This window comes from Litoreibacter ascidiaceicola (genome assembly GCF_900129235.1).
GTDB classification, from domain to species: Bacteria; Pseudomonadota; Alphaproteobacteria; order Rhodobacterales; family Rhodobacteraceae; genus Litoreibacter; species Litoreibacter ascidiaceicola.
The window spans coordinates 42730-61312 of sequence record NZ_FQUV01000012.1 but is presented as its reverse complement, the minus strand read 5'-3'; the positions used below and the strand labels follow the sequence as shown (position 1 = coordinate 61312).

Below are 18583 nucleotides of genomic sequence, written 5' to 3'. Positions count from 1 at the left end.
AGTTCGTCCAGCAGTTCCTTGGAAATCGTCATCGTCCTTGCTCCTCTCAGGAAGCATGAACCAAAACCAAGTTACACAGAAGATCGGACACTCTCGCGGCCTTGGTCTGCTGGGCGAAAACCACCATGTCTGCCCTGTGCATCCCGAATACGCTGAATTACCGCCGCTTGAGGTCGATCCTGAAAAAGGCGCGGAAATGGTGGCAGCCGCAGGTCACGCCGACACCGAATTCGAACTGATATCCCTTGATACCGACTGGCAGAAAAACACCTGCGATGCGGTTGCCGCCCAGATGCGCGATGCCGGTCTGAACATCAAGCGAACCGTGATGCCAGGGTCAACTTTCTGGAACGACTGGACCAAATACCCGTTCTCCGCCACGGAGTGGGGCCCTCGTCCTCTGGGGATCCAGATCATGTCGCTGGCCTATAAATCCGGCGCGGCTTGGAATGAAAGCGCTTTTTCAAATGCGCAGTTCGATGCCTTGCTCGAACAGGGTCTGTCTGTCGCCGACGCTGATGCACGGCGTGAGATCATGGCGAAAATCCAAAAGATCATGCAGGATGAAGGTGTGGTCATCCAGCCCTATTGGCGGTCAGTCTTTAACCATTCCAACGGCAAATTCACGAATGTCGACGTGCACCCCTTCTATGAACTGGCCTTGCACGATATCCACCTGGCTGGCTGACGTCAGAAGGCATTTTTATAGAGGGCCCTGTCACCGGGGCCCTCACAAGAATTCGCGCCAGAACTCAGGCGACAGATCTACCTTGAATGCACCGAAACCTGTGTACTCACCTAAGTAGCATGCAGGCGCAATTTTCCTCAGCTATCCAGCGGCAGAATTTCGAAGCCCACTCAAGCAAGGCGAAACAACCTGCGACATCACGCATCTTCTTGGATTGCTGGTGTGTGCCTTGGAATTGACCAGAATATCGTCTTTGTGATCGAAAGCGCGGTCTAGGTTCTAGCGAGAATCCCGTTGGGAATGGCTAGTCTGCCGATATTTTCTGCCAGGCTTTCTACCTTGTGCTGCGACTGCAATCGATTGCTGCGTCAGCAACATAACAAAACGTCAAGGTCTGCGAAGTCCGCATAGTTGCCACTAAACCGCGATCTTCCATTCCCTTACCAAGCAAACGCGGCGACAGCACCGCCCTCAAGGGGCGAGCGCAAGTCTCATTCTGATGCCATACGTTTTGCAGACACAATGCCGACGCATTGCGGACCGCCATTTTGGCCTTTCCCCTTGCCCATTTGCCGACGTTTCCCTAGCACGGAATCCATGACCGATTTCCCCACCCCTCGCGGCACCCTGACGCCGGATCGCCCCCTCGCGGACCTCACATGGCTGCGCGTCGGCGGCCCCGCCATGGCGCTATTCCAACCCGCCGACCACGACGATCTGGCCACGTTCCTGCGCGACCTAGACCCGTCCATTCCCGTCTTTCCCATGGGTGTAGGCTCCAACCTGATCGTGCGCGACGGCGGCCTCGACGCCTTGGTGATCCGCCTCGGGCGCGGCTTCAACGGCATCACATTCGACGGCACTCGCGTGATCTGCGGCCCGGCCGCACTCGACGCCCACGTGGCCCGCAAGGCGGCGGACCAAGGCTTGGACCTTACCTTCCTGCGCACCATTCCCGGTGCAATCGGCGGTGCCGTGCGGATGAATGCAGGTTGCTATGGCTCTTATATTGCTGACGTTTTCGTCGAAGCCACCGCCATCACCCGCGACGGCGAAGTGGTCACCGTGACAGCAGGCGACCTCAACTTCGCCTACCGATCTTCCGATCTGCCCGAAGGCATGGTGATCACCAAGGTGACGCTGGAAGCCCCCGAAGGCGACCCCGAGACCTTACACCAACACATGACCGACCAGCTAGCCAAGCGCGACGCGACCCAACCCACCAAGGACCGCACCGCTGGCAGCACCTTCCGTAACCCCGCCGGTTTCTCCTCCACAGGGCGAGACGACGACACCCACGATCTCAAAGCATGGAAGGTCATCGACGAGGCGGGCCTGCGCGGAGAAACCCTTGGTGGCGCACAAATGAGCGAGAAGCATCCCAACTTCCTGATCAACACAGGCGGCGCCACAGCAGCAGAGTTGGAAGATTTGGGCGAGCTGGTGCGGAAAAGGGTTCTCAAACACAGTGGAATAGAGCTACAATGGGAGGTGCTTCGGGTAGGTAAACGCTAACCTGAGCAGGGACTAACCAAATATAGGGGTCACAAAGGCCCCATACACAAAATAAGCCCCAAAAAGGGGCATTTGAGGCGGATATGTCGAGCAGGACAATTCGCAAAGTGGTGGTACTGATGGGCGGCCCCTCCGTAGAGCGGGAGGTTTCGCTGTCATCCGGGCGCGATTGCGCCACCGCGTTGCGCGAAGCGGGCTATGAGGTGACGGAACTGGACGCGGGTCCGGATCTGGCTGCACGCCTGTCTGATCTCCAGCCCGATGTTGTCTTCAACGCGCTCCACGGTCGCTGGGGCGAGGACGGTTGCGTGCAAGGCCTGCTCGAATGGATGCGCATTCCCTACACCCATTCCGGCGTGCTGGCCTCTGCCACCGCCATGGACAAAGAGCGCACCAAGCAGATCTACCGCGATGCGGGCTTGCCCGTTGTCTATAGCGTGCTGGCCTCCAAGGCAGACGTGATGTCCGCCCATGTTTTGCCCGCGCCCTACGTGGTGAAGCCTTACAACGAAGGTTCCTCCGTTGGTGTCTATCTGGTCCAAGAGGGGGTAAACAGCCCGCCGAAACTCTCCGAAGACATGCCCGACACCGTGATGGTCGAGGCCTTCGCGCCCGGTCGCGAGCTGACGACTTCCGTGGTTGGTGGCCGCGCCTTGATCGTGACTGATATCCTGACGGATGGGTGGTACGACTACGAAGCAAAATACGCCGAAGGCGGTTCGCGTCATGTGGTCCCCGCCGATATCCCCGAAGAGATCACCGCGCTGTGCATGAACTACGCCTTGCGTGCCCATGATGCCTTGGGATGTCGCGGCGTCAGCCGCACCGATTTCCGTTGGGATGAAACCAAAGGCGCCGCCGGTCTGATCCTGCTGGAAACCAACACCCAGCCCGGTATGACGCCAACATCCCTGACGCCCGAACAGGCGCTAAAAACCGGAATGTCCATGGCCGAGCTGTGCAAATGGATGGTGGAGGACGCCTCATGCGATCGTTGAACCCGCTGTCCAAAAAACACGCAAACAGTGATCCGGCCCCAAGCCGTTGGTCCTACCGCATGGAGCGCCTGTGGCTGACGCCGTCCTTCCGTAAAATCGTGCGCGTCGGAATGCCTTCGTTCTTGGTGGTGGCGTCCCTTGGACTCTATTTTTCCGATGCGAAGCGTCAGCAGGCGATCACCGACAAATACACTGAAATCCGCCGCTCCGTTGAGGAACGCCCTGAATTCATGGTCAAGCTGATGGCAATCGACGGCGCATCGGCTGGTCTCAACAGCGCGATCCGCGAAGTCATGCCGGTGGACCTGCCGCTGTCGAGTTTTGATCTCGATCTGGAAGCCATGCGCAAGCAGGTCGAAAGCCTTGATGCTGTCAAGCGCGTCGATGTGCGCGTGCGGGCAGGCGGCCTGCTGCAGATCAATGTAGAAGAACGCGTGCCGGCTGTCGTCTGGCGTGGACTGGACGGGTTGGAATTGCTCGACATTGGTGGCCACCGCGTATCCGCGCTGCAAAACCGCGCCGCGCGTCCTGATCTGCCATTGATTGCGGGCGAGGGCGCGAACACAGCCGTCGCCGAAGCGCTTGCCTTGCTCGAAACCGCCGCCCCGATCCGCGACCGTGTGATCGGTGTCGTGCGCATTTCCGAGCGTCGCTGGGATCTGGTCCTCGACCGCGCACAGCGTATCATGCTGCCACCCAAACAGCCCGAGCTTGCCCTTGATCGCGTGCTTGCGTTGAACGAGGCGCAAGATCTGCTCAAGCGCGACGTGACCCATATCGACATCCGCAACCCCGACCGTCCGACACTGCGTATGACCTCTGACGCGCTGGCCTCCATGCGCGAAATGCAGGGCATCAAAGTGAACAACAACCAATAACGAGAGACAAACGTCCCATGACCGATCTGTATCAATCTCAACGCGCCATGAGAAACAAACGTCAAGCTGCCATGCAGCGGGGCGTGATCGCCGTGCTGGATGTGGGCTCCTCCAAAATCGCCTGTCTGGTTCTGCGCTTTGACGGCCCCGACAGTTTCCGCGACAGCGACGGTATCGGCTCCATGGCGGGGCAATCCTCATTCCGCGTCATCGGGGCGGCGACCACCCGCTCGCGTGGGGTACGTTTTGGCGAAATCGACGCCATGCACGAAACCGAACGCGCCATTCGCACTGCCGTGCAAGCAGCACAAAAGATGGCAGGCGTTCGGGTCGACCACGTCATCGCGTGTTTTGCAGGGGCCAAGCCCCGCTCTTACGGTCTGGCAGGTAGCGTTGATCTGCATGACGGCGCCGTCAGCGACAATTGCATCGCCCGCGTTCTGTCGTCTTGCGACATTCCCGATTATGGCGAGAACCGCGAAATCCTGCACGCCCAGCCGGTGAACTTTGCCGTCGACCACCGCTCCGGCCTTGGTGATCCACGCGGGCAGGCGGGCAACTCCCTGTCCGTCGACATGCATATGCTGTCCGTCGACCGCGCCCCGATCGAAAACCTGCTCTATTGTATAAAGCGTTGCGATCTGGAACTGGCGGGCATCGCGTCTTCCAGCTACGCCGCCGGTATTTCCTCGCTGGTCGAAGACGAGCAGGAACTGGGTGCTGCCTGTATCGACCTCGGCGGCGGCTCGACCGGTATCTCGATCTTTATCAAGAAACACATGATCTACGCGGATACCGTGCGCATGGGCGGCGATCACGTCACCTCCGACATTTCCCAAGGCTTGCAGGTTCCCATGCCGACAGCAGAGCGGATCAAGACGTTCTACGGCGGGGTGCAGGCCACGGGGATGGATGACCGCGACATGATCGACCTCAGCTCCGATACCGGCGACTGGGAGCACGACCGGCGCACGGTGTCACGCGCCGAGGTCATCGGCGTCATGCGTCCGCGTATGGAGGAGATTCTGGAAGAGGTTCGCGTCCGCCTTGACGCGGCAGGGTTCGAGCATCTGCCCAGCCAGCGCATCGTACTGACAGGCGGCGCGTCACAGCTTCCGGGTCTCGACGGTCTGGCCTCGCGCATCCTTGGCCAGCAAGTGCGCCTTGGTCGCCCGCTTCGGGTGCAGGGCTTGCCGCAATCCGTCACCGGTCCGGGCTTTGCCTCTGCTGTTGGCACCTGCCTTTTCGCCGCCCACCCGCAGGACGAATGGTGGGATTTCGACATTCCGGTGGAAGGCTATCCCGCCCGTTCGCTCAAGCGCGCGGTGAAGTGGTTCAAGGACAACTGGTAATCCGTCAAGATGCTAAGGCTCGCCGTCGCACTTATACTGTCAGGGACACCCGCATTAGCTGATGCGTGGGGTGACAAGAAGTGTGACCTCTACCGCGCGGCGTTCGATGATGCGCGGGCGATGCTTGGCTCCGACGGGATAAGCGACAGCTTCACTGACGGGAACGCACGGTTCATCGCAAGTGGCTGCACCGAGCAAATCCGCATTTGTCCGCAATCGGCCAAGGAACTGGAACTGGCCGACATGCTCACCGTCATGACCATGAGCGAAGGGATGGCCAGCACCTTCGTGCCCTTCGGTTGCCTGTAAATTCCGACAAGACAGATCGCTTCTGCGGGTGACAGGCGCGTCACGATTTGTTAGCCTGTGGTCAGTGCCCGATAGAGGCAGACCATAGGCCGAGCAGTTGGCCCCCAGAACCCGAGACTGATTCCATGCAAATCGCTTGCGCATGGAGTGTTCCTGCTTTGTCTTGTGTCTTCAGTCTCGGTTTCCGCGAGATATAGCCAACTAAGCGAAATGCTGCCGAAAATGGACCAGAAATCGCCATATTTTGTGGCAAAATTGCCTTTTTCACGTGACCTCTGGCGAGAGTGTCGATAGGATTTGCCGAAACGGGGCATAACCATAAGGGCCGCAATGGCTCATTCGTGAAAAGTACATACACCTTTATTCTAAGCGGGCGGACCAGCACATGACACTTAATCTTCGGATGCCAGAACAAGCAGATCTCAAACCACGCATCACCGTATTCGGTGTCGGCGGGGCAGGCGGTAACGCCGTGAATAACATGATCGAGAAAGAGCTTGATGGTGTCGAGTTCGTGGTCGCCAATACCGACGCGCAAGCCTTGCAACAAAGCAACGCGCCCGCGAAGATCCAGATGGGTGTGAAAGTCACAGAAGGTCTGGGTGCGGGTGCGCGCCCTTCGGTCGGTGCCGCCTCCGCCGAAGAGACCATCGAAGAAATCGTCGACCACCTTGCTGGCGCTCACATGTGCTTCATCACTGCCGGTATGGGCGGTGGCACGGGTACAGGCGCTGCTCCGATCATCGCACAAGCGGCTCGCGAGCTTGGCGTTCTGACCGTCGGCGTCGTTACCAAGCCGTTCCAGTTCGAGGGCGGCAAGCGCATGAAGCAAGCTGAAGAAGGCGTTGAAGCCCTTCAGAAAGTTGTCGACACGCTGATCATCATTCCGAACCAGAACCTGTTCCGTCTGGCCAACGAGAAAACGACCTTCACCGAGGCGTTCTCCATGGCCGATGACGTGCTCTATCAAGGTGTTAAAGGCGTCACCGATCTGATGGTGCGTCCCGGCCTGATCAACCTCGACTTCGCCGACGTTCGCGCCGTGATGGACGAGATGGGCAAAGCCATGATGGGCACAGGCGAGGCAGAAGGCGAAGATCGCGCCGTTCAAGCCGCCGAGAAAGCCATCGCCAACCCGCTGCTGGACGAAATTTCCCTGCGCGGTGCCAAAGGCGTGCTGATCAACATCACCGGCGGTCACGACCTGACTTTGTTCGAACTCGACGAAGCTGCAAACCGCATCCGCGAAGAAGTGGACCCAGAGGCCAACATCATCGTCGGCTCCACTTTGGACACCACAATGGACGGCAAAATGCGTGTCTCCGTCGTGGCGACCGGTATCGAGGCCTCCGAAGAACTGCTGTCGCACCCAGTTGCACGCCGCTCTTTGGCAGCCCCGTTGACCTTGGATCGCGCCGAACCTGCTCCGCAGCCAATGCCGGAAGCTGAAGTCGCCGCTGCACCTGCTTATCAGCAGACTGCGACCGCAGCGCCAGAGCCTTCTTTGTTCGAAGACATCGTGCAGGACGAGGTGGAAACCGAAGATGGTTTGCCACAGCCGGTCTATACTCCAGCACCGCAGCCAGCCTTCCAGCCCGTTGCAGAATCAGAGCCAGCACAGCCGGTGTTCCAGTCTCGTCAGCAGCCCGGCACTCCAACGCCGGAAGCGATGCAGCGTTTGCGCGCCGCCGTTGGTCGCAACCCCGGTCACGACCATCAGCAGGACCAGCAGCACCAACCTGAAGTTGCAGAAACGCATGCCGAGAAGCCACGCTTCGGGATCAATTCGCTGATCGGTCGCATGACAGGTGCTGCGGAAGGCGAAGGCCATCACGGCTCTGCGCCACAGCGTCAGCAGCCACAATTGTCGCAAGCTCCGGCGTCTCAGCCACAGCAAGCCAAGGCCGATCCAGAGCAGGAAAAGATCGAAATTCCTGCCTTCCTGCGCCGTCAGGCCAACTAAAACAAACGTTGTAACGCAACGTCAAAAGGCCGGGCACTGCCCGGCCTTCATCGTTTTTATTCTTAAATTTCAACACACTTGCCGCGTTGCAGCGAAATGCGACAGTTATGTTGCAAACGGTCATAAAGAGTGAGTTGTGACACGCCCCCCAACCCCATATTTTACACTCAACCCGGACAGACCAATGCGTCTCGATGGATTGAGCAGAAACAACGAAGCCCAAGTAACGGCTTTATCGGGGGTCTTGCGTGCAAGCCACTTTGACACAGACGATCAGCTTTGAGGGCGTGGGCCTTCATTCCGGCAAGCCGGTTCGCATGGATGTGCATCCTGCGGCTGCTCGTTTTGGCATCTGGTTCAAACGCACCGACGTTTCGGACGCGGACAACATGGTGCGTGCGATCTATTCCGCCGTGGGTGCCAAACCTCTTTGCAGCGAATTGACCAATGATGCGGGCGTGGGCGTATCCACCGTCGAACATATCATGGCGGCGCTGGCAGGCTGCGGTATCCACAACGCACTGATCGAGCTGGACGGACCCGAAGTTCCGATCATGGACGGCTGCTCCGCTGATTTCGTTCGGGCCATCGTTGAAGTTGGCGCGCGTAAGCAAGCGGCGCGGCTTTATGCGATCGAAGTCCTCTCCCCTGTGATGGTCGAGGAAAACGGCGCTATGGCGATGCTGACCCCTGCGGGCGGTCTCGAAATCGACTTCCACATTGAATTTCCCGATGCCGCAATCGGCCGCCAGCATATGGCGCTGGATATGCGCAACGGCACATTCGTGCGCGAGCTGTCCGACAGCCGCACTTTCTGCCGCAAAGCAGATATCGACATGATGCATGACAACGGCTTGGCTCTTGGTGGCACATATCACAATGCCGTGGTCGTGGATGGCGACGACGTCCTCAGCCCCGGTGGCCTGCGCCACGCGGACGAGGCTGTACGCCATAAAATGCTGGACGCTTTGGGCGATCTGGCCTTGGCTGGCGCGCCGATTTTGGGCCGCTATACAGGTGTGAGAGCGGGTCACGCGATGACCAACAAACTGCTGCGCAAGCTGTTTGCCAACCCGTCAGCCTACCGTTTTGTGCCTTGCACGCCAGAGCAGGCGGCGCGTCTGCCCGGTGTTGGTGTCCGCAAGGCCGATCTGGCACTGGTTGCCTAAACCATCATAAAGGCGTTTTGCCCTGCAAAGAGATGTGTTAGACCAGCCCAAACAGGCCGTGAACCGGATACCGGGACGGTCAAGCAATGAGGTTGGCGGTCAATGACAGGGCGCAGCGGGATTATCCTAAGAACAGTCACAGCGCTCGCGCTGGCATCAAGCCTATCTGCATGCGGTAATCGCGGCGGGGACGGATTTTTGGCTAACTTTTGGGGCTCCAAAGCAGAAGCGCCACTCGAGACCTTCGGACCCGAAGAAATCTACAAACGCGCCGAATTCCAACTGGAAGACGGCGATATCGACGAAGCCGTCCGCCTTTTTGGCGAGGTGGAGCGTCTGTACCCCTATTCCGAATGGGCCAAACGCGCGCTGATCATGCAGGCTTTCTCGTACCACGCTGACCGTGACTACGAAAACTCCCGCGCCAGCGCCCAACGCTTTCTCGACTTTTATCCTGCAGACGAAGATGCCGCCTATGCGCAATATCTGCTGGCGATCAGCTATTACGACCAGATCGACCAAGTCGGCCGCGACCAAGGTTTGACGTTCCAAGCCTTGCAAGCCCTGCGCACGGTGATCGAACGCTACCCCGAAAGCGAATACGCCAAGTCCTCTATTTTGAAGTTCGATCTGGCATTTGACCATCTGGCTTCCAAGGAAATGGAAATCGGGCGCTATTATCTCAAGCGCGGCCATTATGCGTCTGCCATCAACCGCTTCCGCGTGGTGGTCGAAGAATTCCAAACCACGACCCACACCGCAGAAGCGTTGCACCGTCTGGTGGAATCCTACCTGTCGCTGGGTCTGACCGACGAAGCGCAAACCGCTGGGGCCATTCTGGGCCATAACTTCCAGTCTACGGGCTTCTATCAGGACAGCTACAACCTGCTTCAAGGGCGTGGTCTGGAGCCGGAGGCGGCGGGCAAAGGCTGGTTGCAGGACATCTATCGTCAGGTAATCCGCGGCAAGTGGTTGTAACGGGCGGCGGGGTCTTCCTCGCCCCACAGGTGGTGTAGATGCTGCGCACGCTTGAAATTCGCGACATGTTGATCATCGACCGGCTGGAGCTTGAGTTTCAGCCCGGTCTCAACGTGCTCACCGGTGAGACCGGTGCAGGTAAGTCTATCCTATTGGATTCGCTTGGGTTTGTCCTTGGCTGGCGCGGGCGCGCGGAGCTGGTTCGGGCAGGGGCCGAGAAGGGCGAAGTGACCGCGCAGTTCGATTTGCCGTCGGGGCATGCCGCGTGGGCCGTGTTGGAAGACGCAGGGTTCGAGCATGACGGCGAGTTGATCCTGCGCCGCACCAACTATCCTGACGGGCGCAAGCAAGCCTATATCAACGACCGCCGCACCTCCGGCGAATTGCTCCGCAGCCTGTCCGAAACGCTGGTCGAATTGCACGGTCAGCACGACGACCGCGGCATCCTGAACCCCAAGGCCCACCGCGAAATGCTCGACAGTTTTGCGGGGTTGGACCTGTCCAAACTTGGCACCCGTTGGCAAGCGCTCACCGCCGCCAAACGCGAGTTGAAGCGCGCGCAGAAAGCGCTGGACGAGATCCGCGCCGAGGAAGAATTCCTGCGCCACGCGGTGGCAGAACTGGACGCCATTGACCCGCAACCCGGCCAAGAGGCCGAACTGGACGTAAAGCGCCGCCAGATGCAGGCGGGCGAGCGTATCCGTGACGATATTGCAAAGGCATTGCAAGGGCTTGGCCTGAACGGGGCGGAGGGGCTGGTCAACGACGCCGCCCGCTGGCTCGACGGCGTGGCCGATCAGGCGGAAGGCCAATTGGACGGCGCGCTGTCCGCGTTGGAGCGCACGGTAAATGAACTTAGCGACGCCCAGCAAGTGGTCGAAGCCGTACTGGACCGCTTGCAATTCGACCCGATGGAGTTGGAGCAGGTCGAGGAACAGCTCTTCGCCCTGCGTGGCCTTGCCCGCAAACATGACGTGTTGGCCGATGATCTGGCAGCGTTCGCCGAAGGTCTGCGCATCCGCCTTGCCGCGCTCGACGGGGGCGAGGTGGAACTGGCCGACCTGCGCAAAGCGCTCGACGACGCGACCGCGACCTATCAGGAAGAAGCCGACCGCGTCACCAAAGCCCGCCAATCCGCCGCCGCCAAGCTGGACAAGGCGATGGGGACGGAACTTGCGCCGCTTAAGATGGAGCGCGCGGTGTTCAAAACCGACGTAACCCCTGAGGCCGCAGGGCCCGAAGGCAAAGACGATGTGTCCTTCACCGTCGCCACCAACCCCGGCGCACCCTCCGGCCCACTCAACAAAATTGCCTCCGGCGGCGAGCTGTCGCGCTTCCTGCTGGCCCTCAAGGTGTGCCTGTCCGGCACTGCCGAAGGTGTCACCATGATCTTTGACGAGATTGACCGTGGCGTCGGTGGCGCGACCGCCGACGCCGTGGGCCGCCGACTGAAATCGCTGGCCGACGGCGCACAAGTGCTTGTCGTTACCCACTCGCCGCAGGTGGCCGCTTTGGGCGGGCATCACTGGCGGGTGGAAAAACAGGTGCGCGACGAGCAGACATTTTCCACCGTCATCCCGCTCGACGAGGCCGCCCGCATCAACGAAATCGCCCGCATGGTGTCGGGGGATACGGTGACCGATGCCGCCAAGGACGCCGCACGGTCCTTGCTGAAGGTCTAGCGCCCTAGACCCCCTGCATCCATTGTCCTAAGACGGAATGAACGCAGCGCGGGGCGTCGGAGATTTATGGCCGAGCAACCACCACAAAACGACGAAGATCGCGGCTTTATCCGCGACCAAGTCACGACCGGCCTCAGCGAGCTGCGCCGCGCGTTCCATGTCCTGCGCCACAGAGGCCCGTCGCAGGTGCAATTCTGGTTCATCGCCTTGCTCGTCGGGATCGCGGCGGGCCTAGCTGCCCTGCTGTTTCGCAAGGGCATCTCGATCATCCAAGGCGTGGTTTATAATTCCAAAGACGTGCGCGCGTTGCAGGAATTCGTCACCGATGTGGACTGGTACTGGATCGTCCTGATCCCCATTATGGGCGGCTTGCTGACGGGCTGGATATTGCACCTGTTCACCGATGACGGGCGTGTCCGGTCCGTGGCCGACGTGATCGAAGGATCGGCGCTCTATGACGGGCGGGTCGAAAAGCGCGCAGGGCTGGCCTCCGCCGCCGCCTCGATCATTACGCTGAGTACGGGGGGCTCGTCCGGTCGGGAGGGGCCGGTCGTCCACCTTGCCGCCGTCATTTCAAGCTGGGTCTGCGGGCTAATCAAGGCCAACGGCATCACCGGTCGCGACTTGCTGGGCTGTGCTGTGGCCGCCGCCGTCTCCGCCTCGTTCAACGCGCCCATCGCGGGTGCGCTGTTCGCGCTGGAGGTGGTCTTGCGCCACTTCGCCGTGCACGCCTTCGCACCCATCGTTATCGCCTCGGTCGCGGGCACGGTGATCAACCGTCTGGCCTTTGGCGATGTGACCGAGTTTATTCTTCCGGTGAACACCACCCTCGATTTCTACGTCGAGCTGCCCGCCTTCCTGATGCTGGGCCTTGTGTGTGGACTTGTCGCCGTCGCGCTGATGCGTGCGATTTTCTGGGCCGAGGACGTGGGCAATCACGTCCAAACCCTCACCAGAATGCCCCGTTGGCTGCGCCCCGCCTGTGCCGGTGGGCTGTTGGGCGTGATGGCGATCTGGTTCCCGCACATCATCGGCGTGGGCTACGGCACCACGTCCGCCGCGCTCACCGGCGAGTTGCTGCTGCATGAGGCGATCATCTTCGCGATCCTTAAGGTGGCCGCCGTGGCGATCACTATGGCGGGCCGCATGGGGGGCGGGGTGTTCTCGCCGTCACTAATGGTCGGGGCGTTGACGGGGCTGGCGTTCGGCGGGATCGCGACAAGCGTGTTCCCGAACGTCTCCGGCTCGGAGACACTCTATGCGCTGGCCGGAATGGGCGCGGTCGCCGCGGCGGTTCTGGGTGCGCCGATATCGACAACGCTGATCGTGTTCGAGCTGACGGGGGATTGGCAAACGGGCTTGGCCGTGATGGTCGCGGTGTCGCTGTCGACGGCCTTGGCCAGCCGTCTGGTCGATAGGTCGTTCTTCCTCACACAACTGGAGCGGCGCGATGTCCACTTGGCCGCGGGGCCACAAGCTTACCTGCTGTCGATGTTTCGGGTCCGCAACGTCATGCGCGACGAGGATCATCCGCATGCAGCGGCGGAGGACGATATCTGGGCAATGATCGAGCAAGGCATCTACATCGACCCCAACGCGACGCTGGAAGACGCCATGCCGCTTTTCGAGCGCAACAATGACGTCTTCATCCCCGTCGCCACGATGGGCGAAGAGGGTAAGCCGCCCACAATTCTGGGCGCGTTGTTTCAGGTGGATGCGTTAAAGCAATATAACCGCGCCTTGGCTGCCACAGCGGCCGAGGAGCATTCCTGACGCCGCCACCAAATCCTCCCCGAGGATTTAGGTCCAGACTTTCCACGAAAGTCTGGCGCGCCTAAACCTCTTCGACGGTGACCTTGTCTTTGTAGAACGCCAAATGCCCCGCAATGTCTTCAAGCCCTGCTTTCGGGGTCTCATAGGACCATGCCGCATCAGGGATCGGCCCGCTTTTGGCTTCCAGCGTATAATAGGTCGCGTCGCCCTTGTGCGGGCAGTGGCTGCTGGTGTCTGTTTTGTCGAAAAACGCCATAGCCAGATCGGCACGCGGTACATAGAGGACCGGAGCCAGATCACCCTCAGACAGCTCAATCACATTGCTGCTTTCACCCAACACGGCCCCAGCTGCTCGGATGGAATATTTACCGGGTGCGTTACGCAATTTGATCTGGTTGGCCATGTTGAAAGCCCCTCTGTGAACGGTCATTATCTGCTGATCGCGGAACATTGCATGTTCATGGCGTTTTGGGAAGCCGTGACGTTACAGCGGCTGTGTCGCAGCCTCCAGCCAGTCGCGGGCCTTGCCCTGAACGCTTAATTTTTCAGCGATTGTTGCGTGATACCGGTCGATCCAGTCCCGCTCGGACGGGGATAGCATATCGACCGCGATCAGACGGCGATCCAGCGGCACCCATGTCAGGGTTTCAAAGCTCAACTGGTCGCGCTTGTCGCCCATCTGGGGCGCGTCTTGCACGACGATAAGATTCTCGATGCGGATACCGAAAGCCCCTTCGCGGTAATAGCCGGGCTCGTTCGACAGGATCATGCCGGGTTGAAGCGCGACATCCGAGAGGCGGCTGATACGGGCAGGGCCCTCATGGACGCTCAGATAAGAGCCGACGCCGTGGCCTGTGCCGTGGTCATAGTCCAACCCGTGCCGCCACAAGGGCGCGCGGGCCAGCGCGTCAATGTCACGACCGGCCAACCCGCGCGGAAACCGCGCCATCGACAGGGCAATCATGCCTTGCAACACCAGCGTGTAGCACTCTTGTTGCTCCCGGGCAGGGCTGCCCATGACCACCGTGCGGGTGATGTCGGTGGTGCCATCCACATATTGCCCGCCACTGTCGACCAGCAGAAGCTCTCCGTCTTGGAGCGCGCGGTTGGTGTTTTTGGTGCAGCGGTAATGCACGATGGCCCCATTCGGTCCAGCCCCGGCAATCGTCTCGAAGCTGATGTCGCGCAGCGCGTTGGTCTCGGCACGGAAACCTTCCAACGCGGTTACGACGTCGATTTCCGTCAAGCCCGGCTGTTGCTCGTCCAGCCACGCCAGAAAATTCACCATCGCATGGGCGTCACGCAGATGGGCGCTGCGTGCGCCCTCGATCTCGGTCGCGTTCTTGCAAGCCTTGGGCAGGATGCATGGATCATCGTCGAAGGCGATCTGCGCCGTGATCGTTTGCGGGACGATGGCAGGGGCGTAGGCCTTGTCGACGCGGACGGTCCCATTCAATGCAGCAAGCGCTTCTAAGAAGTCTTCCGGTGCGTGAAGGCGAATATCGCAGCCCAGATGATCGCCGGTCTCGGTCAGTTTCTCGGACGCTGCGAAAAGGTCAAGGCTGGCATCGGCATGCAGGATCGCAAGACAATGCGGCACCGGATTGCGCGGAATGTCCGAGCCGCGGATGTTGAGCAGCCACGCGATACTGTCCGGCAGGGTCAGTATGGCGGCATCATGGCCCGCGTCGCGCAGCTGCGCGGCCAGTCGCGCGCGTTTGTCTTCATGAGATTCACCCGCCAGTTCAAGCGGTTGAACGGTAATCTTGCCCACTGGCGGGGCCGGACGGTCGGCCCAAACCCGGTCCACCAGATTGTCGGTGGTCACAAGCGTGACACCTGCCGCCTCGATCGACTCGATCTCTGAGAGGGTGTGCAACCACGGGTCATAGGCCATCACATGGGGCGCGGGCAAATGCTCTTTCAACCACGGGCCCGGTTTGGTTTCGGGCCACGCTACGGGGGTGAAATGGGTCGTATCGACTTGAGATTTGACCTGCAAGCGGTAGCGCCCGTCGATGAAGACCCCCGCGATGTCGCGCAGAACGACACAAAATCCAGCCGAGCCCGTGAACCCTGTCAACCACGCCAAACGGTCATCCGATGGTGCGACATATTCCCCCTGATAGGCGTCGGCGCGAGGAATGAGAAAGCCGTCAAAGCTTTCGATTTCAAGCTGTTGGCGCAAGGCCTTCAAGCGCGGCGGACCTTGGTCTGGGGAGGTGGAATCGTCAAAGCGTTGGAACATGGGAAGCTCTCGGGTTGGGTTGGCGTGAGGGTGCTTAGAAACAGGGCGTGGTGCAAGTGGAAAGCAAGGGTTTGCGCCGCGCCAAGGGCCGCGTCGCCACGCCGGGGAGGCGCTGCCTCCCCGGACCCCTCCGAGGTATTTTTAAAGCAATGATAGGAGATTAGCTGGCGCGCTTGATGCCCATAACGCGGGCGCGGGCGCGCGGGTCGCTGTCGAACAGCGCAGCCAGTTGTTCGGTCATCGCACCGGCCAGTTGTTCGACATCGGTGATCGTCACCGCGCGTTCATAATAGCGGGTCACGTCATGGCCGATACCGACCGCGATCAGCTCCACCGCTTTGCGTTTTTCCACCATGGCGATCACGTCGCGCAGGTGTTTTTCCAGATAATTCGCGGGGTTAACCGACAAAGTTGAATCATCGACGGGCGCGCCGTCGGAGATCACCATCAGGATTTTGCGCGCCTCAGGGCGGCCGATCATGCGTTTATGCGCCCATTCCAGCGCCTCGCCGTCGATGTTCTCTTTGAGCAAGCCCTCTTTCATCATCAAGCCCAGATTGTCGCGGGACCGGCGCCAGGGAGCGTCGGCGGATTTGTAGATGATGTGGCGCAGATCGTTCAAGCGGCCCGGTTGTTGCGGGCGTCCATCGGCCAGCCAGCCTTCGCGGCTGAGGCCGCCTTTCCACGCGCGGGTGGTGAAGCCGAGGATCTCGGTCTTGACCTGACAGCGCTCCAGCGTGCGGGCCAGCACGTCGGCGCAAATCGCGGCGATGGAGATCGGGCGGCCGCGCATCGAGCCGGAATTGTCGATCAGCAGGGTCACGCAGGTGTCACGGAACTCCATGTCCTTTTCCTGCTTGAAGCTGAGCGGGGTCGTCGGGTTCGCCACCACACGGGCAAGGCGGCCTGCATCGAGGATGCCTTCCTCCAGATCGAACTCCCACGAGCGGTTTTGCTGCGCCTGAAGTCGGCGTTGCAGCTTGTTGGCCAGCCGCGACACAGCGCCTTTCAACGGCTCCAGCTGCTGGTCAAGATAGGCGCGAAGGCGTTCCAGCTCGGCCGGTTCCGCCAGCTCCTCGGCGCGGATTTCCTCGTCATGTTCCGTGGCATAGACCGCGTAATTCGGGTCTGCGTCGGAATGCGGCGCGGGGGGGGGCGGGTCCATCGGGGCCTCGCCCTCGGGCAGTTCGGCCTCGTCGCCCATCTCCGCATCGGCCATATCGTCGAGCTGCACCGTCGCCTGAGACGCGTCGTCCTGTTGTTCCTGCGACTGCTCGGCAGAGGCGTCCTGATCCTCGGAATTGTCCTCCTTGTCGGGGTTCGCGTCGTCGCTTTGATCCTGGTCCTGCTCGTCCTCGGAGGCTTCGTCTTCCTGATCCTCGTTGATGTCGTCAGGGTCGTCACCCAGCTGGTCGCCATAGCCCAGATCGTCGATGATCTGGCGTGCAAATTTGGCGAAACTGGCCTGATCGGACAGCACGTCTTGCAGGTTCTCCAGCGTGCCACCCGCAGCCCCTTCGATGAAGTCCTTCCACAGGTTCATCACGTTGGAGGCATCCGCTGGCAACTCGCGCCCGGTGGCCAGATGGCGGATCAGGTAGCCCGCCGCGACAGACAGGGGGGCTTGGCCGGCTTCGGTGATTTGGCCGTAGCCTTTGCGTTCCGCCTCTGCGCCGATTTTGGCGTCGATATTGCCCGCCGTGCCGGGCATGGTGCGTGCGCCCATGGCTTCGCAACGCGCGGTTTCCATCGCGTCATAGAGCTCGCGCGCCATGTTGCCTTGCGGCAAATACCGGTTGGCGGTGCTGTCACTGTGGAAGCGGCGACGCAGTGCGAACGCATCCGCTGTGCCGCGCGCCAGCAGCACTTCGGCCTTCGTCATCCGCCGCGTGACCTGCGGCAGGCGCACTTGGTCGTTGGTCATCCCCGGAGGGTCGACCGAGAAGGCCACACCCAGATCAGGATCATTGGCGAGCGTCTTGGTCGCCTCGGCCAGCGCCTTTTTGAACGGGTCGGCGGGGTTGTCGTTGTTAGCCAAGGCTCACACTCGCAGCGCTCTCCGGAAGCTCCTCGTCAAAACAGCGCTGGTAGAACTCGGCCACGGTTTCGCGCTCCAGCTCGTCGCATTTGTTCAGGAAGCTCAGGCGGAAGGCGTAGCCGACATCGTTGAAGATCAACGCGTTTTGCGCCCATGCGATGACGGTCCGTGGCGACATCAGCGTCGACAGGTCGCCATTCATAAACGCGGTGCGGGTCAGGTCGGCGACGGTGACCATCTGGCCCACGGTTTTGCGGCGCTCTTCGGTGTTGTAATACGGGTTCTTGGCCAGCACGATCGCGGCCTCCGCGTCATGGCTCAGGTAGTTCAGCGTGGTGACCAGCGACCACCGGTCCATCTGGCCTTGGTTGATCTGCTGGGTGCCGTGATACAGCCCCGTCGTGTCACCCAAGCCGACCGTGTTGGCGGTGGCAAACAGGCGGAAATAGGGGTGCGGGTTGATCACCTTGTTCTGGTCCAGCAGCGTCAGCTTGCCGTCCACTTCCAGCACGCGCTGGATCACGAACATCACGTCGGCGCGGCCCGCGTCATATTCGTCGAACACGATGGCCGTCGGGGTGCGCAGGGCCCAAGGCAGAATGCCCTCTTGGAATTCGGTCACTTGCACGCCGTCTTTCAGCTTGATGGCGTCCTTGCCGATCAGGTCAATCCGGCTGATATGGCTGTCGAGGTTCACCCGCACACATGGCCAGTTCAGCCGCGAGGCGACTTGCTCGATATGTGTCGATTTGCCCGTGCCGTGATAGCCTTGGATCATCACGCGGCGGTTATGGGTGAAGCCCGCAAGGATCGCGAGGGTGGTGTCGCGGTCGAACTTGTAGGTGCTGTCATGCTCCGGCACGCGGTCCGTCCGGTCGGCAAAGCCTTTGACCTTCATGTCGCTGTCGATGCCAAAAACTTCGCGAACCGAGATATCCTCGGTTGGTTTCGCGTTCAAATCCATGCTGCCGTCGGCCATATTTTCGTTCCCT

Annotated in this window: 15 protein-coding genes; 11 read left to right on the top strand and 4 right to left on the bottom strand. The window is 60.6% G+C overall.

Going from position 1 to position 18583, the window contains the following annotated elements:
* The first annotated feature begins 55 nt into the window (after nt 1-55).
* The 11 genes from BUB72_RS17775 to BUB72_RS17725 all read left to right on the top strand — a co-directional run bounded on the left by BUB72_RS17775 (nt 56) and on the right by BUB72_RS17725 (nt 13305).
* Nucleotides 56-688, top strand: coding sequence for a periplasmic substrate-binding domain-containing protein (locus BUB72_RS17775; protein WP_073146201.1), 633 nt, complete (start codon nt 56-58; stop codon nt 686-688).
* A gap of 597 nt (nt 689-1285) precedes the next feature.
* Nucleotides 1286-2203, top strand: a complete 918-nt coding sequence (gene murB, locus BUB72_RS17770) for a UDP-N-acetylmuramate dehydrogenase (protein ID WP_073146200.1) — start codon at nt 1286-1288, stop codon at nt 2201-2203.
* Between the two features lie 83 nt (nt 2204-2286).
* The gene (locus BUB72_RS17765) at nt 2287-3201 is read left to right on the top strand and encodes a D-alanine--D-alanine ligase (protein WP_073146199.1); all 915 of its coding nucleotides are present in this window, start codon (nt 2287-2289) and stop codon (nt 3199-3201) included.
* Nucleotides 3189-4079: a cell division protein FtsQ/DivIB gene (locus tag BUB72_RS17760; protein WP_073146198.1), complete on the top strand. Its 891-nt coding sequence runs from the start codon at nt 3189-3191 to the stop codon at nt 4077-4079. The genes BUB72_RS17765 and BUB72_RS17760 overlap by 13 nt, the downstream gene beginning before the upstream one ends.
* Nucleotides 4080-4096: 17 nt before the next feature.
* The gene (gene ftsA, locus BUB72_RS17755; protein ID WP_073146197.1) at nt 4097-5431 is read left to right on the top strand and encodes a cell division protein FtsA; all 1335 of its coding nucleotides are present in this window, start codon (nt 4097-4099) and stop codon (nt 5429-5431) included.
* A gap of 9 nt (nt 5432-5440) precedes the next feature.
* Nucleotides 5441-5740: a hypothetical protein gene (locus BUB72_RS17750; RefSeq protein ID WP_073146196.1), complete on the top strand. Its 300-nt coding sequence runs from the start codon at nt 5441-5443 to the stop codon at nt 5738-5740.
* A 385-nt stretch (nt 5741-6125) separates the two neighbouring features.
* Nucleotides 6126-7703, top strand: a complete 1578-nt coding sequence (ftsZ, locus tag BUB72_RS17745; RefSeq protein WP_073146195.1) for a cell division protein FtsZ — start codon at nt 6126-6128, stop codon at nt 7701-7703.
* Between the two features lie 248 nt (nt 7704-7951).
* On the top strand, nt 7952-8872 hold the full coding sequence (lpxC, locus tag BUB72_RS17740) for a UDP-3-O-acyl-N-acetylglucosamine deacetylase (protein WP_073146194.1): 921 nt from the start codon (nt 7952-7954) through the stop codon (nt 8870-8872).
* A 102-nt stretch (nt 8873-8974) separates the two neighbouring features.
* Complete coding sequence (locus tag BUB72_RS17735) at nt 8975-9850, top strand: outer membrane protein assembly factor BamD (RefSeq protein ID WP_073146193.1); 876 nt, start codon at nt 8975-8977, stop codon at nt 9848-9850.
* Between the two features lie 38 nt (nt 9851-9888).
* A complete protein-coding gene (gene recN, locus BUB72_RS17730) occupies nt 9889-11532 on the top strand; it encodes a DNA repair protein RecN (RefSeq protein ID WP_073146192.1) in 1644 nt (547 codons plus the stop codon).
* A 66-nt stretch (nt 11533-11598) separates the two neighbouring features.
* Nucleotides 11599-13305, top strand: a complete 1707-nt coding sequence (locus BUB72_RS17725) for a chloride channel protein (protein ID WP_073146191.1) — start codon at nt 11599-11601, stop codon at nt 13303-13305.
* A gap of 61 nt (nt 13306-13366) precedes the next feature.
* Here the strand turns inward: BUB72_RS17725 and BUB72_RS17720 are convergent, their stop codons facing one another.
* The 4 genes from BUB72_RS17720 to cobS all read right to left on the bottom strand — a co-directional run bounded on the left by BUB72_RS17720 (nt 13367) and on the right by cobS (nt 18570).
* A complete protein-coding gene (locus BUB72_RS17720; protein ID WP_073146206.1) occupies nt 13367-13708 on the bottom strand; it encodes a DUF427 domain-containing protein in 342 nt (113 codons plus the stop codon).
* An 81-nt stretch (nt 13709-13789) separates the two neighbouring features.
* The gene (locus tag BUB72_RS17715; protein ID WP_073146190.1) at nt 13790-15553 is read right to left on the bottom strand and encodes an aminopeptidase P family protein; all 1764 of its coding nucleotides are present in this window, start codon (nt 15551-15553) and stop codon (nt 13790-13792) included.
* A gap of 160 nt (nt 15554-15713) precedes the next feature.
* Entirely contained in the window at nt 15714-17591 is a 1878-nt protein-coding gene (gene cobT, locus BUB72_RS17710) for a cobaltochelatase subunit CobT (RefSeq protein ID WP_073146189.1), read from the bottom strand.
* Complete coding sequence (gene cobS, locus BUB72_RS17705) at nt 17584-18570, bottom strand: cobaltochelatase subunit CobS (RefSeq protein ID WP_073146188.1); 987 nt, start codon at nt 18568-18570, stop codon at nt 17584-17586. Before cobS ends, cobT begins: the two co-directional genes overlap by 8 nt.
* Between the last annotated feature and the right edge of the window lie 13 nt (nt 18571-18583).

Excerpts from the sequence above, each read along its gene's own strand:
- BUB72_RS17760 (WP_073146198.1), top strand. The coding sequence starts at position 3,189 with ATGCGATCGTTGAACCCGCTGTCCAAAAAACACGCAAACAGTGATCCG.
- BUB72_RS17720 (WP_073146206.1), bottom strand. The coding sequence starts at position 13,708 with ATGGCCAACCAGATCAAATTGCGTAACGCACCCGGTAAATATTCCATC.
- BUB72_RS17765 (WP_073146199.1), top strand. The coding sequence starts at position 2,287 with ATGTCGAGCAGGACAATTCGCAAAGTGGTGGTACTGATGGGCGGCCCC.
- cobS (WP_073146188.1), bottom strand. The coding sequence starts at position 18,570 with ATGGCCGACGGCAGCATGGATTTGAACGCGAAACCAACCGAGGATATC.
- BUB72_RS17775 (WP_073146201.1), top strand. The coding sequence starts at position 56 with ATGAACCAAAACCAAGTTACACAGAAGATCGGACACTCTCGCGGCCTT.
- ftsZ (WP_073146195.1), top strand. The coding sequence starts at position 6,126 with ATGACACTTAATCTTCGGATGCCAGAACAAGCAGATCTCAAACCACGC.
- BUB72_RS17725 (WP_073146191.1), top strand. The coding sequence starts at position 11,599 with ATGGCCGAGCAACCACCACAAAACGACGAAGATCGCGGCTTTATCCGC.
- recN (WP_073146192.1), top strand. The coding sequence starts at position 9,889 with ATGCTGCGCACGCTTGAAATTCGCGACATGTTGATCATCGACCGGCTG.
- ftsA (WP_073146197.1), top strand. The coding sequence starts at position 4,097 with ATGACCGATCTGTATCAATCTCAACGCGCCATGAGAAACAAACGTCAA.
- BUB72_RS17715 (WP_073146190.1), bottom strand. The coding sequence starts at position 15,553 with ATGTTCCAACGCTTTGACGATTCCACCTCCCCAGACCAAGGTCCGCCG.
- BUB72_RS17750 (WP_073146196.1), top strand. The coding sequence starts at position 5,441 with ATGCTAAGGCTCGCCGTCGCACTTATACTGTCAGGGACACCCGCATTA.
- BUB72_RS17735 (WP_073146193.1), top strand. The coding sequence starts at position 8,975 with ATGACAGGGCGCAGCGGGATTATCCTAAGAACAGTCACAGCGCTCGCG.
- murB (WP_073146200.1), top strand. The coding sequence starts at position 1,286 with ATGACCGATTTCCCCACCCCTCGCGGCACCCTGACGCCGGATCGCCCC.